We start from the raw sequence: 21,985 nt of genomic DNA, 5'->3' as shown, positions 1-21,985 counted from the left end.
CATAATTTCTGTGACCGTGACCGCCTCCAGCACACTGACCGGTTCCCGCCGGGAGTCGAGGTGCCCGACCTCGGCCGGATCATCGACTTGCAAAGCGTGAGCGACCTGGAGGTCGAGATCATGCTGGGGTTCGTCCCGGACACGGCTTGACCCGCCGCGCCGCCGGTTCGTCGAGTTCGGCGGCAGTTGTACCGGTTGGTGCCAGTAGAGCAGCTTAACTGACTCGTTGCGGTACTCGAGGAGGAAGTAGAGCTCCCCGAAGACTTGGGCGACGTTCGCCCGGTTCAGTTCATCGATGACGAGCACGTATTGGTTGTCCGGGTGCGCGGCTGTTTCTTCCGCGATGCGCAGCAGCGGTCCTTTGGTGAGGTCGAACCCGCTGCCGTCCTGCCGTGGCCGGTAGCCGTCGACGAAGTCTTCGTAGGAGTAGGTCGGGTGGATCTGCACCAGTCGCACCCGGTCAGCGGACTTCGCGATCCACTCCGCCGGCTTCCGGGCGATGTAGGTCTTGCCGGTCCCCGGCGAAGCCGGAAGGTCGGTAGTGGCGTCGCGGCCTGCAACAGCCCGCGGACCGATCGTGATCCCGCCAAGGCGGCGGATGGCGGTGTCGGATGCTTTTCAGCCCTGGGCCAACCCCTCGAGCAGCGCCGCTGAGAACTCCTTCGGCTTCTCGATGTGCGGGCTGTGGCCGGTGTCGGAGATGACCACCTCGCGGTAGTGGCCGCCCGCCGAGGCGTAGCGGTCGAGGACGGCTCTGGTCTGGGTGACCATCGGCTGCGCGGGGTGGGTGGCCTCGCCCGGCCAGCCGGGCACCGCACCGAGCCGGCCGAGGTGGGCGAGGTCGAACATGGACGTGTCGGACACGATCTGGTCGTCGGCTCCCCGCACCCAGAGGATCGGGGGCTTGCGCTCGATCGTGTCGAGGTCGTCGAGGCGGAAATGGCCGGGTGCCAGGGTGTTGAGCACGCCACGGGTGCCCGGCGCGACGCCCGGCCACGCGTCGGTCGTGGTGAAGTCGCCGGGGTAGTGGTCGTCACCGACGCGGGTGGTGAGCATCGACTCGACGAGGTCGTCGAGGCGGGCGGGGTGGAACGGCGGTTTGACGTAGAAGGCCAGTAGCACCTGCCGGGGGGAGAACGGCGACTCGTCGGAGATGTCGCCGTCCCTGAGCCGGGCGACGAAGTCCGGGTTGCCGCCACCGCCGCCCGAGCCGCCGCCCGCCGCGTCGACCAGCTCGCCGTCCGCGCCTTTGGTGCCGCCGAAGCCGTAGGGTGAGACCGGGTTGACCAGTGTCACGGTGCGTGCGAGTGCGGTGTGCTCGCGCAGCAGCTGCAGGACCACGCCGCCGCCCATGCTCCAGCCGACCAGGTGCGCGGCGGCCACGTCCAGCGCGGCCAGCGTGGCGGCCACGTCGTCGGCGTAGTCGCGTACCCCCCGCGTCGCGTCCACCGGCAACGGATCGGTGCCGCCGAAGCCGCGCAGGTCCACCGCGATCGGGCGGTACCGTTCCGGCAGGTCGAGCATCGAATCCTGCCAGAAGGCGGAGGACGAGACGTTGCCGTGGACGAACACCACCGGCTCGCCGTGCTCGCGGCCGGCCACCTCCAGCACGTGCGTGGTCAGCCGGTCGGTCGGCACCTTCGCCGAGGTGATTCCGTCGAGGAGTGTGGTCACAGTCGTCCCTTTCACGCCAGCCAGCTCGTCACCTGGGACATCGACGCCGACGCCCAGCCCAGCTGCAGGTGGTTCACCGAGCCGACTAGTGCGGTCCCGGCGAGGCGGCCGATGCCCGTGCTGTCCAACGCGCTGGCCACGAACACGATGCCGTCGCTCGGGCCGCGGTTCTCGTTGAACACGCCGACGATGGTGGGCGAGCCGCCGGCCAGCAGGTACACCGAGACGCCTGCCGGGGTGCCGGCGGACTGGATGGCAGAGATCATCGACCCGGCGTCGATCGCGGCCTGGATGCCCGTCCCGTCGGTGTAGAAGCCCTGGCCGCCGTAGTAGGTCGTGTACCAGTCCTGTTGCGAGCCGTCGACGCCGAACGTGCTGTCGAAGCGGGCCAGCATCTGCCGCTGCCCGGGGTAGGTGTCCCAGCCGGCGGTGGGGGTGATCGACAGTTCCGGGTGGTAGGTGTACCTGCCGTAGCAGGTCATCCTGGTGTGCGGGCTCGGCGCGTTGATGCCGACGCCGCACTCCGGCCAGATCGACAGGTCGTGCGCGTAGCCGTGCGCGAACGGGTAGTCGTAGCCACCGTTCGGCCCGCCGAGGGTGATCAGCTTGCGCACGTCGCCGGCGTAGGCCCGGCCCCACGGGGGCTTCACCGAGGAGACGTACATCCGGGTGGACAGCTCGCCCTTGCTCCAGCCGACCAGATCGACCTGGCCCACCCCCAGCCGTGACTTGATCAGCGCGATCGCGTCACCGACCTGCTGTGCCTGCTGGCGGTTCTCGCCCTGCTTGTGCGCGAAGCCGATGGCGAACACCCGGTACCCGCGCGAGCTGAGGTACTGCATCAGCCCGGTCGACGGGCAGCTCGCCGAACCGCACCCGAAGCCGCCGGATTCGTTCGGGTTGGCCCATGCCCGGTCGGGGTTGTCGTTGGCACCGTGGACGAGCAGCACCGGCGTGGCCTTCGCGCCGGTCGACCAGCCGGGTGCGGAGTACAGCAGGAACCGCGACGAGGACGGCTGCGCCACGCCGCCGAAGAAGGTCAGCCGCTGCCCGTCCTGATTGCCCCGTCCGTCCGGCGGGTACTGGTCGTCGGCGAATCCCGGTGTGGTGTCGCGGTAGCGCTCCACCTTGTCCCACCCGTTGGCGACGGTGCTGAACGTCGCCTCGTTGGTCAGGTAGGAGGGAGCGGCCGAGGCAACTGGGAGCGCCGGCGCGGCGACCTCCACACCGACGACGATGGCGGCAGCGGCCACCAGGCTGAGCAGGCGCACGACGGGCTCCTCACGACACCGGGGGAACTCCGCAACTATCGGCTACCGAGCGAGCCGGGGCAATGTGCGCCGGCCACGTCCCGCGCGCCGCGGACATGGTCGCGGGCACCACATCGAGGGTGCGGTCACGGGTCGCCGAAGGTGCTCGGTCCAGGGTGCCTCGGGCGAGGGCCCGCCGCGTCGACGCGCAGACAGGGCCTGCCTTGAACACGAAACGTGTGAGATTCCCGCAGGAGGCAGCTCAATCAAGCTGCAGGTCAGCGGCGAACTTCAGGGTGGGGTTAGAGATCAACTCGGTCCTCGGACACAGTATTACCCCACGGATCGCGGAACGCGATCTTGAAGCTGGGGCGATCGTAGCCCAGCCGCGAAGCGATGACGCGGAGCGGAAGTTGCCGCCGGTGATGTCGATCGAGGACCCATGCCTTCTCGACGTTCGTCGTGGGGCCGGTCATGCGGCCGGTGGCGGTAATGGCGAGCTGGGCCGCCGCTCGCCAAGCCCGCGCTGCGCCGCCGCAACGGCATCCCGGTGCTGCCCGGGGCGGCGCGGTCGAGATCGAATGATCGGGGACAACGGACGGCCAGGTGACTATCACCGGCATTCCGTATCTGGTCGGGGCCTGCGTTGTCGGCCGAGGTGATGATCGCGAGAAGCTTCTCCAAGGCCCCATTGCTACCCTTCTCCGGTCTTCACTAGGCCACCCACGACTTGAGCGACCGACAGGCCCGTGCCAAAGCCAGGCTGAGCTGCTCCAAGCACGCTTGACTTGCTTTAGCCGTTCAGGAAGTGCTCGAGGGGGAGGGTGGCGGCACCGCGTGTTGCGGCGTCCGGGCCGAGGCTGCACAGGTCGATCGTTGTCGTGGCGAACGAGTGCTTCAGCGAGTGGCGGCGGGCAGCGTCGCGGATCGCGTCGAGGTTGCGCTGGCCGAGGAGCAAGCCGGCCCAGCCGCCGAGGACGACGCGGGCGGGGTTGAGCAGATTGATCAGGCCGCCGATACCCGCGCCGAGGTAGTGGTGAGTCTCCGTCAGGACTCCGGTTCCCTGGTCGTCGTGGACGATGGCGGTAAGGGCTGGTCGCAGGTCGGCGTCTTCCGGGATGATCCCGCCCGCTTCGCGGAAACGGTCGAGGATCGCCTCGGCGCCGACGTAGGCCTCGAGGCAGCCTTTGCTGCCGCACCGGCAAGTGCGCCCGCCGGCGACGAGGACGGTGTGCCCGAACTCGCCCACGCCTGTCGAGGTGCCGTGGGTGGTGGGGCCTCCGAAAACGACACTGGCTCCCACGTCCGAGCCCAGCAATGCGACCACCGTGCCGGGCGTTTCCCGGCCGCTGCCGAACCACAGCTCGGCCCGTCCCATGGTGCCGGCGCGACTGTCGAAATGCAGCGGCAGGTCGGTTCCCCTGCCCAGCAGCTGTTCGAGGACAACGGGGTTCCAATTGAGGCTCTCCGTCCTCTCGGGCGTTCGCCGGGCACTGCCGGGTATGCCCACGCCGACTCCGAGCACTGCGTCGGAGGCAACGGCGCTCTTCGTCAGCACAGTGGTCAAGCCCGCGAGAATTCGCGAAGCGACCGTTTCCGGACCGTGCCGGCGGGAGTCGATGAGCCGGTCGGCTTTGGCGAGCTCGGTCATCGCCAGGTCGAACAGCCCGATCCGGATCCTCGCTTCGCCGACGTCCACTCCGACCACGAAGCCGTAGCCGGGGGCGATGCGCAACAGCTTTCGCGGCCGCCCGCCGTCGGAGTCCAGCGAGCCGTCCTCGGTCACGATGCCTTCGCCGACCAGTTCGCGCACCACTTTGCCGACCGAGGCCGCACTCAGTCCGGTGGCCGCTCCCAGAGCCTGGCGACTGGCCGGAGCGCTGAAGTACAGCGACCGCAGCAAGAGCGAGCGGTTGTCTCGACCCAGAGCGCCCACGGTGCTCGGTTGGCGCTGCGTCATGGTCTGGATTCTCCCGGTAACCACTTCTTCCACGCGTGAACGAAGGCGGTTCACGCCCTTGACTCTTGTTGGTCACACGAGTTAAATCAAGGCGCGAATTAAGCTGTGTCCTGAGTCACAAAGACCCTTCGTGGCTCGTCCGCGCACCCCGAGGACTTCAGATGCGAATGAGAACCACCGCGTCAGCGCTCGTCCTGGCGCTGGCCGCCGCCACCACCGCCGCCTGCGGCGGCGGGGACTCCACATCGGCCGACGGCCCCAAGGAACTCACCTACTGGGCCTCCAACCAGGGCACGAGCCTCGACAACGACAAAGCGGTCCTGCAGCCCGAACTCGACAAGTTCGAGAAGGCCACCGGCGTCAAGGTCAAGCTCGAGGTCGTTCCCTGGTCGGATCTGCTCAACCGGATCCTGGCCGCCACGACCTCCGGCCAGGGGCCCGACGTCCTCAACATCGGCAACACGTGGTCGGCGTCGCTCCAGGCGACCGGCGCTTTCCTGCCGTTCGACGACGCCAACCTCGAGAAGGTCGGCGGCAAGTCCCGGTTCCTCGGACCTTCGCTGGCCGCGACCGGTGCGAGCGGCCAGCCTCCCGTGGGCGTTCCGCTCTACGGCCAGGCCTACGGCCTCTACTACAACAAGAAGCTGTTCAAAGACGCCGGTATCACCGCGCCCCCGGCGACGTGGGAAGAGCTCGTCGCGGACGGCAAGAAGCTCACCGATCCGCAGAAGGGGCAGTGGGGACTGTCGCTTCAGGCAGGCCAGGTGACCGAGAACAGCCACCACGCCGCGATCCTCGGCGCTCAGCACGGGGCGAACTTCTTCTCCCCGGACGGCAAGCCGCAGCTGGCGTCGGACCCGGCCGTCGCGGCCGTCCAGCAGTACGTGGACCTCATGCAGAAGGACAAGATCGTCAACCCGTCGAACGCGGAGTACGCCGACACCGCCAAGTCCCTCAAGGACCTCGCGGACGGCAAAGCCGCGATGTTCATGAACCAGGCGTCCGCCGGTTCGTTCAAGAACATCGGCGCGGACCTGGCCAACATCGGCGTCGCGCCGATCCCGCTGCCGGCCACCCCGCCCGCGAACAGCCGGAAGGTCACCAGCTTCGTCGCGGGGATCAACTTGGCGGTCTTCAAGTCCACCAAGAACCAGCAAGCCGCACTGGATTTCGTCAAGTTCATGGTCTCGGCGCCCGAGCAGGCGCAGCTGAACAAGACCTACGGCTCGCTGCCCACCGTCCAGGACGCCTACAGTGACCCGGCGTTCCAGACCGAGGACGTCAAGGTGTTCCAGTCCGTCCTGAGCACCACGGCCGAACCCATGCCGCAGGTTCCCCAGGAGTCGCAGTTCGAGACGCTGATCGGCACCGCCATGAAGACGATGTTCGCCGACGTCGCGGCGGGCCGGACGGTCGAGGCAGGCAAGATCAAGGATCAGCTGGCCCAAGCCGACCAGCAGATCGCGGCCGGGAGCTGACCCGGAATGACGACCGCTGTTCGGGGGGCTCCGGCCGCAAAGTCGGCCGGAGCCCCCCGGCCCGGAAGCCCGCGGCGCACCCGCCGCCGGCCGGCCCTCCCGTACCTCCTGCTGTTACCCGCTCTGTTGCTCGAACTGCTCATCCACGTCGTCCCGATGCTCGTCGGCGTCGTGATGAGCTTCGTCAAGCTGACCCAGTACTACATCCGGAACTGGTCGGCAGCCCCGGGTGCCGGGCTCGACAACTACAAGTTCGTCCTCGACTTCGACACCGCCACGGGCAAGGCGCTGGCGCACTCGTTCGGGATCACCGTCGAGTACACGGTGCTGTCGGTGGGCTTCTGCTGGCTCTTCGGCACGTCCGCCGCGGTCCTGATGCAGCGCAGCTTCCGCGGGCGCGGGCTGCTGCGGACGCTGTTCCTCGTTCCGTACGCGCTGCCGATGTACGCCGCCGTCATCACCTGGTCGTTCATGTTCCAGCGCGACACCGGCCTGGTGAACAGCCTGCTCGGCACCCACTCGTTCTGGCTGATCGGGGACAACAGCTTCTGGTCGCTGCTCACCGTGTCGGTGTGGCGGAACTGGCCGTTCGCGTTCCTCATCGTCATGGCGGGGCTGCAGAACATCCCGGGGGAGCTGTACGAAGCGGCCTCGATCGACGGTGCCGGCTGGTGGACCCAGTTCCGGGCGATCACGCAGCCCATGCTGCGGCCGGTCAACCAAGTGCTGCTGCTCGTGCTGTTCCTGTGGACGTTCAACGACTTCAACACCCCGTACGTCCTGTTCGGGAAGTCCGCGCCGCGCGAGGCGTCGCTGATCTCCATCCACATCTACCAGAGTTCGTTCGTGACCTGGAACTTCGGTCTCGGCTCCGCCATGTCGGTGCTGTTGCTGCTGTTCCTGATGCTGGTCAGCGCCGCGTACCTCGCGTTGACCGCCCGCCGGAGGAGGACGGCCAGTGTCTGAGCCCCGTTGGGTCCCCTGGGCCCGCCGCGTCGTCCTCGGCTTCCTCGCGCTGTTCACCCTGCTGCCGCTGTACGTGATGGTGTCCACGTCGCTGAAACCCCTCGGGGACGTCCAAGGGGTGTGGCAGTGGATTCCGACGACGGTGACGATCCAGCCGTTCCTCGACATCTGGGAGACCATCCCGCTCGCCAAGTACTTCCTGAACAGCTTGGTCATCTCCGGCGCGGCCACCGTCTGCTCGGTGCTGATCGCGATCTTCGCGGCCTACGCCATCAACCGGTACAAGTTCCGCGGCCGGAACTTCTTCGCCATGACCGTCCTGTCGACCCAGATGTTCCCCGGCATCCTCTTCCTGCTGCCGCTGTTCCTGATCTTCGTCAGCATCGGCAACACCACCGGTATCGTCCTGTACGGTTCCCGCCTCGGCCTGACGCTGACCTACCTGACCTTCTCCCTGCCGTTCGCGATCTGGATGCTCGCGGGCTACTTCGACTCCATCCCGAAGGAGCTCGACGAAGCCGCGATGGTCGACGGCAACGGGCCGGTGGGCGCGCTCATCCGCGTCGTCATCCCCGCCGCGGTTCCCGGCATCGTCGCCGTGTCGATCTACTCCTTCATGACGGCCTGGGGCGAGGTGCTGTTCGCCTCCGTCATGACGGACTCGGACACCAGGACGCTCGCCGTCGGCCTCCAGGAGTACTCGACCCAGGTGCAGGTGTACTGGAACCAGGTCATGGCCGCGAGCCTGATCGTCTCGGTTCCCATCGTCGCCGGATTCCTCCTCTTCCAGCGCTACCTGGTGTCCGGGCTCACCGCCGGCGCCGTCAAGTAGCCCACCCACGCCCTCCCTGAATGAGGTTTTGCCTTGAAGCTCTCGCTGCCCGCGGATTTCGTGTGGGGTGCGGCCACCGCCGCGTACCAGATCGAGGGCGCCGTCGACGTCGACGGCCGCCTGCCGTCCATCTGGGACGATTTCTGCCGGGTACCCGGTGCCATCGACAACGGCGACACCGGTGACGTCGTGTGCGACCACTACCGGCGCTGGCCCGAGGACCTGGCGATCATGAAGCAGCTGGGACTGGACGCTTACCGCTTCTCCATCGCCTGGCCACGGGTGATCCCCACCGGCCGCGGTGAGGTCAACCCCCGAGGCCTCGACCACTACGACCGCTTCGTCGACGCCTTGTGCGAAGCCGGGATCCGCCCGTTCGTCACCCTGTACCACTGGGACCTGCCTTCGGCGCTCCAGACCGCGGGCGGGTGGCCCGAGCGGGACACCGCCTACGCCTACGCGGAGTACGCCGCGGTCGTCGCCGCCCGGCTCGGCGACCGGGTGCGGGACTGGAGCACCATCAACGAACCGCTGTGTGCCGCCTGGCTCGGGTACCTCGAGGGCCGGTTCGCCCCCGGCGTCAAGGACCTGGAGCAAGCCGTGCCCGCCTCGCACCACCTGCTGCTGGCTCACGGGCTCGGTGTGGAAGCAATCCGGGCGCACGCCGCTCGCCCTGCGAACATCGGTCTCGTCTGCAACCTGTCGGGGATCGAACCCGCCTCGGACCGCGACGAGGACGTCGCCGCGGCGAAGCGGATGGACGGGCACGTCAACCGGTGGTGGCTCGACCCGGCCAACGGGCGCGGTTATCCGGCCGACATGCTCGAGGTCTACGGGGTCGAACCGCCCGTGCTCGGCAACGACCTCGACGTCATCGCGGCGCCCACGGACTACCACGGACTGAATTACTACTTCCGCCAGATCGTCGAGGACGATCCCACCGGCCCCGCGCCCTTCGCCAGGCAGGTGCCGGCGGAGGGCGCGGGTACCACCGCCATGGGCTGGGAAATCCACGGTCCGGGGCTGGCCGACCTGATCCACCGGCTGCACGACGACTACGGCGCGGAAGCCATCTACATCACCGAAAACGGTGCCGCGTTCGACGACAAGGTCGCCGAGGACGGCTCCGTCCAGGACGACGACCGCATCGCCTACTTCGAGGAACACCTCACGGCGGTCGCGTCGGCCGCCGAGGCGGGCGCCCCGGTCAAGGGCTACTTCGCCTGGTCCCTGCTGGACAACTTCGAGTGGGACAACGGCCTCGACAAACGGTTCGGCCTCGTCCGGGTCGACTACGGCACGCAGTTCCGGACCGTCAAAGCCAGCGGCCACTTCTACGCCGACCTGATCGCCGAGCACCGAAATCGCTCCTGAGTACTGCTCCCCGTTAGTTGACATCGTCGGAGCGAATGGCATGTAATCGATCCATGCGCATTTTTCTCGGATTGGCCATCGTGGGCATGGTATTCGCCGGCGGCTGCGCCGCCGGACTCCACGGTCAGTCCGAAAATCCATCCGTCCCTATCGCGGCGTCGTACACCACTACGGACCGCGCTTGGATCGAGATCACCATAGCCATGGACGAGCAGCTCGTTCCGCTGCTTGCCCTTGTCGACAGCCGCACCGGAACCGCGGCTGTCCGCGACCTCGGCAGAAAAGCCGACGCCTCGACGAAGTCGGAGCTGCTGGAACTACGGCGGCTTCACGATCAGGCCGGCCTCCCGGCGGAGAATCCCCACAAGGGGATGGAGATGCCGGGGATGGTTTCGTCCAACCAGGTCACCCAGGCCGGTGCCTTGCGCGATGCCGGCTTCGACAACTACTTCAAGAAGTGCCTGCGTGATCACCTGGATCAGAAGAAACGTTTGGCGCTCGGCGAGAAGTCGTCCGGCAAGGAGCCGCAGACCGTGAGCCTGGCTTCGCGAGTCCTGCAAGAACAGGGCCAGCTCTCCGCGCTGGTTGAATAGCGGCCGCCGTGCCGGCCGATCGGGACGGCACGGCAGCCGCTTATCGTCGCTTTCAGCCGCCGGTGAAGCTCGGCGTGGTCCCGCACTTGGCGTTCTGGTTCAGGCAGGTCTTGACCAGTGCCGCCAGTTTGACGTGGTCCCAGCCGTTCATGAAGTCACCGTGCATCGACGACGCCATTCCCGAGGACAGCGCGAGGCCGTCGCCGCCCAGGATGTCGTAGTTGACCATGTACGACAGGTTCGGCACCGCGACCGGGTAGTTCCCCTGGCACTTGCCGGCGACCGGGTCACCCATGTGCGACTTGTGGTCGGGCGAGTCGATGTGCTTGCCGTCCCAGCAGTCCTTGAACACGAGCTGGTAGATCAGGTTCCCGCCAGGAGCACAAACAGGCCAGTTCCCGTCGGCGCTCCGTCCGACCTCGGCGCTGCCCGCGCACCAGAACTGGTTTCCCTGGCCCTTCTGGGTGGGCACCTGCAGCTTGGCATCACCCTGCACCATCACCAGCCCGGGCGGGAACGGCCGGACGGCCGACGGGTCGGGGAGCCGGGAACCGTAGTAGACGCGCATGCTCTTGAACGGAACGGCCACCCCGTTCCGCTGCAGCTGCGGTACCCAGTAAGCGGCATTGTCGCCGGGAGAGTTACACGTCGTCGATCCGGCCGTCAGAAGGGTTTCCGTTGTCATGAACGCGTCGTTCCGCGGCCCGAAGAACGTGTGCATGTGGGAGGCACCGGGCAGGCGAGGGAAGACGATCGCGTCGTCCTTGGCTTCGTTCGCGATCGTGCAGTCGGTGTGGAACTCGGGGACCCTCGTCGTCCCGGCCGGCACCGGTGGCGGCACGATGCGCTGGTAGTCGGTCAGCTCGCGCTGGTACCGGGCCTGGTCGACGTCCACCCAGCCGGCATCCGCCGCGACGGAGCTGCTCGAAGCGCCGGCGGCGGCGGAGCCCGTTTCGCTCGCGCCGGCCACGAAGGCGGTGCTTCCGGCCAGCGCAAGAGCGAGGGCAGCGGTGAGAACGGCCCGGGTCCGGAGCCGGAACTGTCGAGGTCGGCAACCGGCAGCCCGATTCGGCGTATTTCGCATATAGATCTCCTCACTTTGTTTTCAAAATGGTGGATAGGCGCTACGAAGATCCGAACTACTGCAATAGCTGCCGAGGGAGTGCACGGTCGTGCTGACACCGCTGGGCGGCTGAACGTGTGCGCTTCAGCCATACGCGGCCGCAGATGGCCTTATCGCCGTCGTGGTGACGGGGATTGCCTGGGCGCCGTTCAGTGTCGCGCGCGAAAAGTGCAGCCTATTGTCGGGGAGTCGTGTTGCCGCTCGCGTCGGCGAACGCGGTCGACCGCGGCGCGGAATCGGTGGTGGCGCACCATTCTCCGTGGTGGGCACAGGAGTCCCGCGGCAATGACTCAACTCTGCGGACACGGGCACCACTCGGCCGGAGCGGACGGCGGATGCGTCCCGCGGCTGCGGTCGATGGTGCTGCGGTGCGTCGTGGTCGGGAGAACGTCCTTGATCTCATCGAGCCCACCTGGTCAGTCTTGATCCATCGTGTCGCGCACTGTGCGCGTCACGATGCCGAGGCAAGCATGCGGCTCGCTCGGCATTCGGGTGAGGTGGCAGATTTACATCGACCAACCCGAAGTGCTGGAGTGTTCCAGGTGGCGGCCGCGGAACCGGTTCCATCGAGGCAACTGAAAGTAAACCGTCCCGATTGGGGTGACGTCAAGACTCTGGACGGCAATTTTCCCACCAACGCGGTGCGCCGCGGCGAGGCGCAGGGGACCGGGAGAAGTTGCCGCAGAGCAGCCGGCTGGTCGGAAGGCCGATCCGGATCCAGCTTGAAAGTCACGCCGTGAAGCCGCCGTCGATCGGAGTACCACCTCGCTCAGGTGACCGGCGCGGTCGCTGACCAGGAACGCTGCCGCCGCACACCGACTGAGGTGCCGGCCAGCTTGGCGCGGCGCAGCGCGGCGGCCAAGGCCTCGGACCGGTAGACGGGGGCGACGAGCCCTGTTTTCTGATCGGTGCGGGCTTGGCGCATGTACTGGGGCAGCAGCAGGTCGCGATGCACGCACAGCACGGCCGGCATGGGGGCGGGCAGGACCCGCGGAGAGTGCACCAGTACCACCAACGGCACCAGCAGGCGCGCGTTGGTGTACTGGCACTCGATGGCCCGGGTGAGTTGCCGTCGGCCTGCAACAGCCGCCACGTCACGGCCCTCAGATCGGCGATCAATTTGCCGGCGCATTCACGACACCGTTTTCAGGAATCGGCTGAAGAGGAGCGTGCTTTTATGTGAAATCGAAGACGCCGAGGTCCGTGTGGACCGTGGCCATCGATCAAGTCTGGTTCCGGCAAGGTGATCGAAGACGGTTATGACCGCCCGGCCCTGATGTGGCGGACCGAGCTGCTGCGCGGCGTCCTCGTCGGCGCGTTGGCCGTCTGGGTACTCGAGGCCACCCCGCGCTGCGGACGCTGACCATCACCGCCGTCCTGCTGGGCAGCGCCGGTACCGTCTTCGACAACGCTTCAACAGCTCGATGTCGGCGAATTCGGCCTCGACGCTGAAGTGCTGCTCCTTGCGTCGCGGTATAACGGGAGGGGGCACCGCCCGCTGGGATCAGCCACTGCGCGATAGCCGCGTTGAGGCTGCCGGTGACCGGGTCTTCCTCCCACCGCGTGCCCTCGTCGGTGAACGCCCGGACCTCGAACTGCGCGTCACTTCCCGCTGGGTGCGGCCCGACACGCAGCCCGGCGGCAAGAGCATGGACCTCGGATTCGGTTACGGGGGCGTCGCGCAGCAGCGGCGGCGCGGCGAACCACAAGAGGTCGACGTCGGAGCGGATGCGGACTTGACCGGCCGGCGAAGGGCAGTTCGCGGCCTATGGTGAAGATCCGGAGGCGGTAGTCGCGAGGGGTGCGACGGCGTGAGGAGGAACGTGGTTTCGGCCAGGTCGGTCCACCGCGCGATGGCCGCCGTGTCGGTGGTGCTCAGGTCGTCGGCGTTAGTACGGCGCCGGGTGCTCCGGCTGGGCGGGGGCGCGTCAGGCGACGCGGGAGCCGGGTGCGGTGGTGAAGCGCAGTTCGACGTGGGTGGGCAGGTCGTCGAGGTCCAGGGCCTGGCACAGCCGGGGCACCCCCTCGTCGCGGATGCGGTCGCGGATCTCGGCGGGGTCGCCGTCCTGCTCGACCGAGACGACCACGAGCAGCTCCGGGTGCTCGCGGGAGCCGGTGAGGGACGCCGTCGCGGTGCGCACGCCCGAGTAACCGCGCACTTCTTCGGTGAACGGGGCGACGGCCGTGGTGATGGCCAGGTCCGTGGTGCCGGTGTCGGTTTCGAAGTGCCAGGTGCGGTTGCCGGGTTTGCGGATCAGCTGGGCGGCCAGCCAGCGCAGCCCGGCCAGCGCGACGACGATCCCGGCGGCCGCGGTCACGTACCACGCCCAAGTCGGCGGCAGCTCGGTGCCTGGCACGATCGGCCGGTCCGCGCCGAGCGCCGGCAGCCAGTGGAAGCGGATCGCGGCCGGGACCGCGCCGGCGGCGAGCAAGAGCAGCCCGAGGATGGCGAGCAGGGTGCGGTTGAGTCCGGCGGGACGGTTCACGACGTACTCCTCACTGCGCGGAGGCGGACCTTGACCTCGGGGCGGCGGACCGGATCGATCCGGTCCAGCCGCTCCGCGACGGCGACGCGGACCGCGTCGGCGATCCCGTCGGGGCGGGTGCGGCGGGTCCGCACCCGGACGCGGACGCTGCGCCGCCGGACCTTCAGCCGCACCTTCTCCACGCCGTCGACCTGTGCCGCGGCCGTCCGGAGGGTGGAGCCGAGGCTGTGGCGCGAGGCCCCCGAGTCGAGGTCGCCGCGCAGGGGGAGCACGGTGAGCTTGCCCGGCAGCACCGCCGCGAGCACCAGGACCGAGCCGAGCAGGGCGACGACGCCGCCGGTGATGACGACGGGCAGGTCGGCCCAGCGGAGGTCGTGCAGCCGCCGTGCGGTCGCGCCGTAGTCCAGCCAGGGGCGCTCGCCGAAGATCGTCTGGATGGCCACGATCGCGGCGAGCGTGCCGGCCGCGGCCAGGACGAGTGCGGTCAGCGCAGCGGGGGTGCTGCGGCGTGGGCGGCGTTTCACGAGACCCTCCTCGAGGACGTGGCCGGTGGGTGCAGGGCGGTGACGGTGATGTCGACCCGCTCGACGTCGAGCCCGGTCAGTTCGCTCACCCGTTCGCGCAGGTGGGTCCGGGCGTGGTCGGTGGTGCGGGCGACCGAGGCCGGGTAGCCGATCGACAGCCGGGTGGCCAGCCGCACCCGGTCGCCGTCGACCTCGGCGTCGACCTTCACCGAGCGGTCGGCGTCTTCGCCGCCGAGCGCGACCCCCAGTACGCGCCCGGCGGCGCCGCCGACGCCGTCGATTTCGCGGGCGGCGTGCGCGGCGATCCGTTCGACCGCGTGGCCGGAGATGACCAGTTCTCCCCGGTCTTCGGCGGGCATCGTCGTCGTCATGGCTCAGCCCCGGTCCCGGCCGAACAGCTGGGCAAGGTCGATCGCGCCGTCGAGGTGGCGGCCGATCAGGAAGCCGATCGCGCCGAGCACGAGGACGGCCAGGAACGCGCCGAACCCGCCGAAGGCGAGGGCGAGGCCGAGCACGAGACCGGTCAGCAACCCGGTCCTGGTGGCATTCATGGGAACCTCCGTCAAGAAGTGGTGGGTACGGCCACGTCGCCGACGAACACGCGCACGGGCCGGTCGAGCGGGCCGAGCGCAGCGCGGACCGCGGCCGCCGCCGCGGCGGCGGTGGCCGGGTAGCGCAGCACGACGCCGATGGTCAATTCGTCGTCGGCGACGCGGACCCCGGCGACCCGGCGTCCGGGCAGCAGCGTCGCGATCTCCCCGACCCGGCCACCGTGCGGGCCCGCCACTTCCGGCAGGCCCGCCACCGCGGCGGCGATCGCGACCGCGTCGGGCGTCACTGCACCCGGCCGGTGTCGGTGCCCTGGTCGTCGGCGTCGTCGTCGGGCAGGTTGAGGTCGCCGACGGCGATGTTGACCTCGACGACCTCCAGGCCGGTCATCCGCTCGACCGCGGTGATCACGTTGCGCCGCACCGACCGGGAGAGGTCGGCGATGGACACGCCGTACTCCACGACGAGCTGCAGGTCGACCGCGGCCTGCTTTTCGCCCACCTCGACCGACACGCCCTGCCCCGCGGAAGCGGTCGCACCCGGGATGCGCTCCCGGATCGCGGAGAACGCGCGGGCGGCTCCACCGCCGAGTGAGTGGACGCCGGGCACCTCGCGGGTGGCCAGGCCGGCGATCTTCTGCACCACGGTGTCCGCGATCGTGGTCGCGCCCTGGCTGGTGACGAGCGCGCCGGTCGTCCCGGTGGTGGTGGCGGGGGTCTTCGTGGTCGTCTCGGCCATGGTGTTCCTCCTTCGTCGGGTGAACCGTTGTGCCGGGAAGACCCGGGGTGGGCCGGAATCATCACGGCCACGTTCGAGTGAACACGGTCACGCGGCCGGGGAAGTGACGAACGGCCCCCCTCGGTGTCTTGATGGGCAGGACCGTCCACAGGGGATGGTGACCGGTACGGGAGGAGCGACTCATGTCGTTGGGCGACAAGATCGGGAACAAGGCCGAAGACTTCGGCGGCAAGGCCAAGGAGACGGCGGGCAAGGTCACCGGCGACGACGAGCTGCGCGCCGAAGGCCAGGCCGACCAGGCCAAGGCCGGAATCAAGGACGCGGTCGAGAACGTCAAGGACGCGGTCGGCGACGCCGCCGAAAAGATCAAGAACGTCCTGAAGAAGGACTGAGCCCGCCCGGGAGACCGGTGGCCGGCGCGGCAAGAGGGAGCGCGCCGGCCACCACCCGCGGATGGCGGTGGCGGGTGCGGCCCGGCTCAGGGGAGTGCGGCCAGGAAGCCAGTGAGCGCGAGCAGCCCTGTCACCCCGAAGTTGACCAGCCGGTGCTCCATGAGGATGGCGGTGAACTCCCGGATGGTGGCGCTGGGCCAGTAGTAGAGGGCGGTGGGGGCGCCGACGACCTGACCGTTCACCTTCGCCGTGCGGGCGAGGATCGCGGCGCGGAAGGCGTGGAAGTTGTTGGTGACGACCACGCACCGGTACCCGGGCCGGTGGTGCTGCATGAGTTCGCGGCTGAAGGTGAGGTTTTGCGCGGTGGTCGCCGAGCGGTCTTCGCGGAGCACTTCGCCGTCGGGAACACCGTGCGCGACGAGGTAGTCGGCCATGGCGTGGGATTCGGGCTGGTTTTCGTCCCTTCCCTGGCCGCCTGAGGTGATGACGATCGGCTTGCCGCCCTGGTCGCGTTCGTTCCGGTAGAGGGCGATCGCTTTGTCGAGCCGGGAGGCCAGCAGCGGCGGGATCCGGCCGTTGATGATCCGGGAGCCGAGCACGACCACGAAGTCGACGCCGGAACGGACGCGGAGCCGGCCGTAGAGGAAGGCGTAACCCAGGTAGCAGCAGAACAGGAAGCTCACGTAGGCCACGGCGGCCAGCGCCGAAACGGCGACCGCGCCGATGCCCGGGTGCTGGGTGTACTCGGCGGCGATCAGCAGGACGACGAGGGCGAGCAGGCCCAGGCCGGTGAGGAAGGAGAGGAGGTTGCCCAGTGACCTGCTCTCGCGCCGGATCATGGTCACACCGTTGGCGAGCAGGAAGACCGCCAGCACCAGGACGGTGATCAGCGGTATCAGGAGGACGAAGAACACGACGATGCCGGCCACGTCGAGGGGAAGCCGGTCGATGTCGCCGAGCAGCGCGATGACGAGGCTGGCGACGGCCAGGCCGAGCAGGACCGCGTTGCGGAACCGACGGCGGTCCTGCCGGATGCTCACCAGCGCGACGACAAGGAACAGCGCGGCCAAGGCATAGAGAATGGCTGTCGCCTCCGGGTCTCGGTGTCGGATCGGCAGTAAGGATTTTCGGACTTCAGGGTTCGACGGGCCGGGTGTGTCACTCTTTGGCGCCGGTTGTTCACCTGACCGGACGTTGCCGGGGAAATCGCCGCGGGGCGGCCGATCCGAACGAGGTGTGCTGTGCTGGCCGGTGCAGGTGCACCCGGCCGGCACCGGACCGTCGCGCGGGCTGCCCGTTCGGACCGGGCTCACATCGTGACGACCGCGTTCTTGCCGCCGTCGACGGAAAGCGTCGCACCCTGGATGTAGGACGCCTGCGGGGAAACCAGGAACCGGATGGCTTCGGCGACTTCTCCGGGTTGGGCGCCGCGGCCGGCGGGGAGGGTGGCGAGATAGCCGCTGAACATGTCGCGGATGTGCTCATTGACGCGGGTGAGGACGTAGCCGGGGTCGACTGAGTTGACCCGCACCCCGCGCGGGCCGTATTCGGCGGTCCAGGACTTGGTCAGCATGCTCAGGGCGGCTTTCGCCGCTTGGAAGGCGCTGGTTCCCGACGCGGCCATGGTGGTGCTGAGACTGCCGACGTTGACGATCGCGCCGCGGCCGCGTTCGGCCATCGCGGGAGCGAACGCGGCGGTCAGGAGGTAGGGCGCCTTGACGTTGAGGGCGAACGCCGTGTCGAACATGTCCTCGCTGGTGTCCTCGGTGGGCGCGAACCCACCGCCGCCGGCGTTGTTGACCAGGACGTCGACGGTGCCGCTCGCGGTCGCTTCCCGGGTTTCGGCGATGAGCCGCCGGACGTCGGTGGGGTCGGCGAAGTCGGCGATCAGGTCGACCGCCCGGCCGCCGGCGGACTCGATGGCCTTACGGGTTTCCGCGGCCTGCTGGTCGAACCCGTGACGAGCGCCCAGGAGTTCGGTGGGGCGGATTCGGTGTCGCTCATGGGGTTTCCTTCAGTTGACGATGAGGACCAGGCGGCCGCGGACGTGGCCGGTTTCGGCGGCGTGGTGGGCTTCGGCGATGTCGGCCAGCGGGTAGGTCCGTTCGACCGGCAGCCAGAACTTCCCGGCTTCGATGAGGTCGCCGACGGTGGCGAGGGCGTGGAAGGCGTTGCCGTCGGCGAAGCCGTTGCTGAAGTGCACGCCGTGCGCTTCGGCGCCGGCGAAGTCGGCGACGGTGATGACGTTCTTCGCTTCTCCGCCGGCGAGGGCGATGAGCTCGGGCAGGACGCCGTTCCCGGCGACGTCGAGGGCGACGTCGACGCCGTCGGGAGCGAGGGCGCGGACGCGGTCGGTCATGCCGTCCCCGTAGACCACCGGTTCCGCGCCCAGGGTGCTGAGGAAGCCACTGTTGCGGGCGCCGGCGGAGCCGATGACCCGGGCGCCGCGGGCGAGGGCGAGCTGGACGGTGGCGGTGCCGACGCCGCCGGAGGCGCCGTTGACGAACAAGGTGGTGCCGGCGGTGACGTGGAGCTGGTCGAGGCCGCGGGTGGCGGTTTCGAGAGCCGCGGGAATGCCGGCGGCGTCGGCGAATCCGAGCGAGGGCGGGATCGGCGCCCGGTAGGTCAGCAGCGCGTATTCGGCGGCGGCGGCCTGGTTGTCGGAGATGCCGAAGATGCGGTCGCCGACGGCGACGTCGGTGACGTCGTCGCCGATCTCGTCGACGACGCCGGCGACGTCGGCGCCCGTGGTCTGGGGGAGGGTGGCGCCGAAGCTGAGTTCGCCGCGGCGGATTTTCGTGTCGCTGGCGCTGATCCCGGCCGCGCGGACAGTGATCCGGACCTGGCCGGGGCCGGGGTGCGGGTCGGGGAGGTCGACCAGTTCGAGGACCTCGGGGCCGCCGTAGTGCTTGAACTGCACTGCTTTCATGGTGGTTGTCTCCGGTCAGACGTTGCGGCTGTGGGGGGTCTGCTTGGTGTAGTCGACGTCCCAGTCCTCGACGCCGATGGCGATGATGCGTTTCGGGTGGACGCGGATCATCGCGTCGTCGTGGTGGCCGGGAGTGTCGACGTCGGTGATGGCTTCGGCGTGGCCGCGGATTTCCAGGGAACGGACTCGCCAGGGGTCGGTGCTGGGGACGTCGTCGATGACGAGGGCGATGCGGCCGTTGTCGGCGACGTTGCGGAAGCGGCGGCTCTTGCGGAGGTGCAGGCCCATCAGGTCGATGGTCTGCGTGTCGGGGTTGTAGGTGAAGCCGACCGGGCTGACCTGGAGGGTTCCGTCGGGCTGTGCGGTGGCCACGCGACACAGGGGCTGGTCGTTCAGGTACTGGATTTCCTTATCGGTGAACATGTGGCTCCTCGGGTCAGTCAGTGGGTGAGGACGGGGTCGGGGGCGACCGCGAGCGGGCCGCTGCGGAAGAGGCCGGCGGCGAGCAGGGCACCGACGAAGAACAGCGCGGCGGCGATCCGGAACACGAAGTGGTAGCCGGCGAAGGTCGCCGCGGCGAGGGTGGCGGGGTCGGTCGCGGCGTGGGCGGTGAGGTAGCTCGTGGTGGCGGTCGCGCCGAGGGAGCTGAACACCGCGAGGCCGATCGAGCCGCCGACCTGCTGGGTGATGTTGGCCATCGCGGACGCGACCCCGGTTTCGTGCGGTCGGACGCCGCTGGTGGCCGCGTTCTGCCCCGGTCCGAAGATCAGGCCGAGACCGAGGCCGATGACGAGCAGGCCCGGCAGCACGCCCCCGGTGTAGGTCGAGTCCGCGTCGATGCCGGTGAGCAGGACCATGCCGGCCGCGGCGAGGAGGCTGCCGAGCGGGACGATCGGGCGGGGCCCGAAGCGGGGAAGCAGCACCGCGCCGGAGACGACCGCGCCGGCCATGACGAGGACGACCATGGGCAGGAACGCCAGTCCGCTCTGCACCGGGGTGAACTTCAGGGTGTCGGCGAGGTAGTAGGTGACGAACAGGAACACGGCGAAGCCGCCGGTGCCGGAAATGCCGATCGTCAGGTAGGACGCGCCCCGGTCGCGGTCCATGACCACCGACAGCGGCAGCAGGGGGTCGCGGACCCGGCGTTCGACCACGACGAACGCGACGACGAGGAGCACCCCGAACGCGGTCGGGCCGAGGGTCCAGGCGTCGGTCCACCCGCGCGTCGCGGCGTTGCCGAGACCGTAGACGATCCCGAACAGGCCGAGCAGCGCGAGGACGGTGCCCGCGAGGTCGAGCCGGGTGCGTTCCGGTCGGGCGTGGTCGACGAGGAAGACCAGCGCGCCCGCGATCGCGATCGCCGCGATGACGACGTTGACGTAGAGGCACCAGCGCCAGGACAGGTTCTGGGTGAGGACGCCGCCCAGGAGCAGGCCGAGTGCGCCGCCGGCGCCGGAGATGGCGCCGAAGACGCCGAAGGCGCGGCCGCGTTCGTCGGCGTTGCCGGCGAAGGTCACCGAGACCATCGCCAGTGCGGCGGGGGCCAGGATGGCGGCGAAGGCGCCTTGGGCGATGCGGGCGATGAGCAGGAGGGTGAACCCGTCCGCGGCGCCGCCGAGGGCGGAGGCGACGGCGAAGCCGAGCATGCCGGCGATGAACAAGCGTTTGCGCCCGGAGAAGTCGCCGAGGCGGCCGCCGAGGAGCAGGAGGCTGCCGAAGGCGAGGGCGTAGCCGGTGACGACCCATTGGCGGTTGTCATCGGAGAAGCCCAGGTCGTGCTGTGCGGTGGGCAGGGCGATGTTCACGATCGTGGAGTCCAGGATGACCGTCAGCTGGGCCAGGCTGAGGACGGCCAGCGCGAGCCACCGGTTCGGGACGGCTACGGATTTCATGGGAGACCTTCGATCGCTCACGGACTTGACTTACCGATGTTATATTAACTTATCATCGATAAGTCAAATGTGGACGGGTAAGGTGACCGGTCATGACCGACGACGTCCTCTGGCTGCGGGACGAGCCGCCGCGACCGCCGAGGCGCAACACGCCGCTCACCCTGGACCGGATCATCACCGCGGCGATCGCCGAACTCGACGCGGCGGGCGCGGAACGGCTGACGATGCGCAAGCTCGCCGAACGGCTCGAGGTGACGTCCACCGCGCTTTACTGGCACGTCGCGACCAAGGAAGACCTGCTCGACCTCGCGCTCGACCACGTCGTCGGCGAAGTGCCGGTGCCCCCGCCCGGCTCGGAGCCCCGGGACGGGCTCCGGACGCTGCTCGTCGGCTGGCGCGCCGCGATGCTCGCCCATCCGTGGTCGCCCGCGCTGCTCGGCCGCCCGCTGCTCGGGCCCAACGTGCTGGCGCGGACCGAGTTCATCCAGGCGAACCTCGTCCATGCCGGGCTGGCCGGGCTGGAGCTCGCGGCCGCGACCCGCACCCTCGCCGGCTTCGTGCTCGGCGCGTCGCTGGCGGACGCCACCTGGCGCCGGCTGGACGACCCGGCCGCGATCGCCAAGGTCCGCGCGCACATTCTCGATTCCGCCGAACGCTATCCGACGCTCAGCACGTCCGGGTTCGTCGACGCCGGGTGGCCGGACGACGAGCTGTTCGTCTTCGGGCTCGACCGGGTGCTCGACCGGCTTCTGGCCAAGACCTGAGCGCGGCGGGCTCGCCGAACTCGCGAACCCGTAGCACATCTGCCCGTAGACGTGCGGCCGTGGTTCCTCGGCCTCCGCAAGCAGCCACGCCGGCTGCCACCCGAACCGCCGCTTCGCCGTCAACTCCGTGGTCCGCCGTTGCCCGAGGCGGCGTCAGACTCCCTGACCGCTTCGGGCAGGGCACCGGAGTGGTGCGAAAGCGGCCCGGCCTCCACCGGCGACGGTGCGTTGCTGCTGGTCGGCGGTGGCAGCGGCAGCACCCCGGCGAGCGGCGACCGTGAGCTGGACCGCGCCATTGAGCGGCGGAAACGGCGTCGCGAACATCACCGTGCAGTCGTCAGCGGCGCACGGGATTCCCTCTACATCCCCTTGCCGGAGAACGACCGCACGCAGTTGACGCCGATCGGGTTGAGCAGTTCCTGCTCCGCCTTGGTCAGGTGCGTCTCGAGGGCGAGGGCGCC

At 69.1% G+C, this 21,985-nt stretch carries 24 protein-coding genes and 1 pseudogene; 7 read left to right on the top strand and 18 right to left on the bottom strand.

The annotated features are described in order from the left end of the window. The 4 genes from ACWDN5_RS38755 to ACWDN5_RS38740 all read right to left on the bottom strand — a co-directional run. Positions 1-576, bottom strand: a 576-nt coding sequence (locus ACWDN5_RS38755) for an AAA family ATPase (protein WP_449679786.1), incomplete at its 3' end; no start/stop codon positions are given. Positions 577-618: 42 nt separating this feature from the next. Then, the gene (locus ACWDN5_RS38750; RefSeq protein WP_449679784.1) at positions 619-1,674 is read right to left on the bottom strand and encodes an alpha/beta fold hydrolase; all 1,056 of its coding nucleotides are present in this window, start codon (positions 1,672-1,674) and stop codon (positions 619-621) included. 11 nt (positions 1,675-1,685) lie between these two features. Then, on the bottom strand, positions 1,686-2,945 hold the full coding sequence (locus ACWDN5_RS38745; RefSeq protein WP_449679783.1) for an esterase/lipase family protein: 1,260 nt from the start codon (positions 2,943-2,945) through the stop codon (positions 1,686-1,688). 772 nt (positions 2,946-3,717) lie between these two features. After that, positions 3,718-4,884, bottom strand: coding sequence for an ROK family protein (locus tag ACWDN5_RS38740; protein WP_449679782.1), 1,167 nt, complete (start codon positions 4,882-4,884; stop codon positions 3,718-3,720). Between the two features lie 161 nt (positions 4,885-5,045). Here ACWDN5_RS38740 and ACWDN5_RS38735 point away from each other — a divergent pair, with 161 nt between their 5' ends. From ACWDN5_RS38735 to ACWDN5_RS38715, 5 genes are all read left to right on the top strand, one after another. After that, a complete protein-coding gene (locus ACWDN5_RS38735; RefSeq protein ID WP_310971705.1) occupies positions 5,046-6,362 on the top strand; it encodes an ABC transporter substrate-binding protein in 1,317 nt (438 codons plus the stop codon). A gap of 126 nt (positions 6,363-6,488) precedes the next feature. Continuing rightward, positions 6,489-7,328, top strand: coding sequence for a carbohydrate ABC transporter permease (locus ACWDN5_RS38730; protein WP_310971706.1), 840 nt, complete (start codon positions 6,489-6,491; stop codon positions 7,326-7,328). Next, a complete protein-coding gene (locus ACWDN5_RS38725) occupies positions 7,321-8,160 on the top strand; it encodes a carbohydrate ABC transporter permease (RefSeq protein ID WP_310971707.1) in 840 nt (279 codons plus the stop codon). Before ACWDN5_RS38730 ends, ACWDN5_RS38725 begins: the two co-directional genes overlap by 8 nt. A gap of 33 nt (positions 8,161-8,193) precedes the next feature. Next, positions 8,194-9,534 carry a GH1 family beta-glucosidase gene (locus ACWDN5_RS38720; protein WP_449679781.1) on the top strand — a complete coding sequence of 447 codons (1,341 nt, stop codon included), beginning with the start codon at positions 8,194-8,196 and terminating at the stop codon, positions 9,532-9,534. A gap of 53 nt (positions 9,535-9,587) precedes the next feature. Beyond that, on the top strand, positions 9,588-10,127 hold the full coding sequence (locus ACWDN5_RS38715) for a DUF305 domain-containing protein (protein WP_449679780.1): 540 nt from the start codon (positions 9,588-9,590) through the stop codon (positions 10,125-10,127). A 52-nt stretch (positions 10,128-10,179) separates the two neighbouring features. Here ACWDN5_RS38715 and ACWDN5_RS38710 read toward each other — a convergent pair whose 3' ends face one another. The 9 genes and pseudogenes from ACWDN5_RS38710 to ACWDN5_RS38670 form a co-directional block, all read right to left on the bottom strand. Continuing rightward, complete coding sequence (locus ACWDN5_RS38710; protein ID WP_449679779.1) at positions 10,180-11,097, bottom strand: DUF1996 domain-containing protein; 918 nt, start codon at positions 11,095-11,097, stop codon at positions 10,180-10,182. A gap of 922 nt (positions 11,098-12,019) precedes the next feature. Then, positions 12,020-12,382, bottom strand: a complete 363-nt coding sequence (locus ACWDN5_RS38705) for a hypothetical protein (RefSeq protein WP_449679778.1) — start codon at positions 12,380-12,382, stop codon at positions 12,020-12,022. Between the two features lie 358 nt (positions 12,383-12,740). Further along, positions 12,741-12,959 (bottom strand): annotated as a pseudogene (locus ACWDN5_RS38700) (hypothetical protein); the annotation flags it as partial. A gap of 219 nt (positions 12,960-13,178) precedes the next feature. Next, the gene (locus ACWDN5_RS38695; RefSeq protein WP_449679777.1) at positions 13,179-13,736 is read right to left on the bottom strand and encodes an alkaline shock response membrane anchor protein AmaP; all 558 of its coding nucleotides are present in this window, start codon (positions 13,734-13,736) and stop codon (positions 13,179-13,181) included. Next, entirely contained in the window at positions 13,733-14,260 is a 528-nt protein-coding gene (locus ACWDN5_RS38690) for a DUF6286 domain-containing protein (RefSeq protein WP_310971715.1), read from the bottom strand. The genes ACWDN5_RS38695 and ACWDN5_RS38690 overlap by 4 nt, the downstream gene beginning before the upstream one ends. Beyond that, on the bottom strand, positions 14,257-14,631 hold the full coding sequence (locus ACWDN5_RS38685) for an Asp23/Gls24 family envelope stress response protein (protein ID WP_449679776.1): 375 nt from the start codon (positions 14,629-14,631) through the stop codon (positions 14,257-14,259). Before ACWDN5_RS38685 ends, ACWDN5_RS38690 begins: the two co-directional genes overlap by 4 nt. 3 nt (positions 14,632-14,634) lie before the next feature. After that, on the bottom strand, positions 14,635-14,811 hold the full coding sequence (locus ACWDN5_RS38680) for a hypothetical protein (protein ID WP_310971717.1): 177 nt from the start codon (positions 14,809-14,811) through the stop codon (positions 14,635-14,637). Between the two features lie 11 nt (positions 14,812-14,822). Beyond that, a complete protein-coding gene (locus ACWDN5_RS38675; RefSeq protein WP_449679775.1) occupies positions 14,823-15,098 on the bottom strand; it encodes a hypothetical protein in 276 nt (91 codons plus the stop codon). Then, positions 15,095-15,547, bottom strand: coding sequence for an Asp23/Gls24 family envelope stress response protein (locus tag ACWDN5_RS38670; protein ID WP_449679774.1), 453 nt, complete (start codon positions 15,545-15,547; stop codon positions 15,095-15,097). The genes ACWDN5_RS38675 and ACWDN5_RS38670 overlap by 4 nt, the downstream gene beginning before the upstream one ends. Positions 15,548-15,729: 182 nt before the next feature. Here ACWDN5_RS38670 and ACWDN5_RS38665 point away from each other — a divergent pair, with 182 nt between their 5' ends. Beyond that, on the top strand, positions 15,730-15,939 hold the full coding sequence (locus ACWDN5_RS38665) for a CsbD family protein (protein ID WP_449679773.1): 210 nt from the start codon (positions 15,730-15,732) through the stop codon (positions 15,937-15,939). 86 nt (positions 15,940-16,025) lie between these two features. On the opposite strand, the gene ACWDN5_RS38660 is transcribed toward ACWDN5_RS38665, so the two are convergent. The 5 genes from ACWDN5_RS38660 to ACWDN5_RS38640 all read right to left on the bottom strand — a co-directional run bounded on the left by ACWDN5_RS38660 (position 16,026) and on the right by ACWDN5_RS38640 (position 20,760). After that, a complete protein-coding gene (locus ACWDN5_RS38660) occupies positions 16,026-17,009 on the bottom strand; it encodes a YdcF family protein (RefSeq protein WP_449679772.1) in 984 nt (327 codons plus the stop codon). A 239-nt stretch (positions 17,010-17,248) separates the two neighbouring features. Continuing rightward, positions 17,249-17,860: an SDR family NAD(P)-dependent oxidoreductase gene (locus ACWDN5_RS38655; protein ID WP_449679785.1), complete on the bottom strand. Its 612-nt coding sequence runs from the start codon at positions 17,858-17,860 to the stop codon at positions 17,249-17,251. 93 nt (positions 17,861-17,953) lie between these two features. After that, positions 17,954-18,868 carry an NADP-dependent oxidoreductase gene (locus ACWDN5_RS38650; RefSeq protein ID WP_449679771.1) on the bottom strand — a complete coding sequence of 305 codons (915 nt, stop codon included), beginning with the start codon at positions 18,866-18,868 and terminating at the stop codon, positions 17,954-17,956. Between the two features lie 15 nt (positions 18,869-18,883). Then, a complete protein-coding gene (locus ACWDN5_RS38645) occupies positions 18,884-19,291 on the bottom strand; it encodes a PPOX class F420-dependent oxidoreductase (RefSeq protein WP_449679770.1) in 408 nt (135 codons plus the stop codon). 17 nt (positions 19,292-19,308) lie between these two features. Next, positions 19,309-20,760 carry an MFS transporter gene (locus tag ACWDN5_RS38640; RefSeq protein WP_449679769.1) on the bottom strand — a complete coding sequence of 484 codons (1,452 nt, stop codon included), beginning with the start codon at positions 20,758-20,760 and terminating at the stop codon, positions 19,309-19,311. A gap of 92 nt (positions 20,761-20,852) precedes the next feature. On the opposite strand from ACWDN5_RS38640, the gene ACWDN5_RS38635 reads away from it, so the two are divergent. Next, positions 20,853-21,524 (top strand): TetR/AcrR family transcriptional regulator, encoded by a 672-nt coding sequence (locus ACWDN5_RS38635; RefSeq protein WP_449679768.1) that lies wholly within the window; start codon positions 20,853-20,855, stop codon positions 21,522-21,524. Positions 21,525-21,985 lie beyond the last annotated feature (461 nt).

This window comes from Amycolatopsis sp. NPDC003731 (assembly GCF_053586895.1).
Note: the sequence above shows the minus strand (reverse complement) of the source record. Positions and strands in the feature narration are given on the sequence as shown.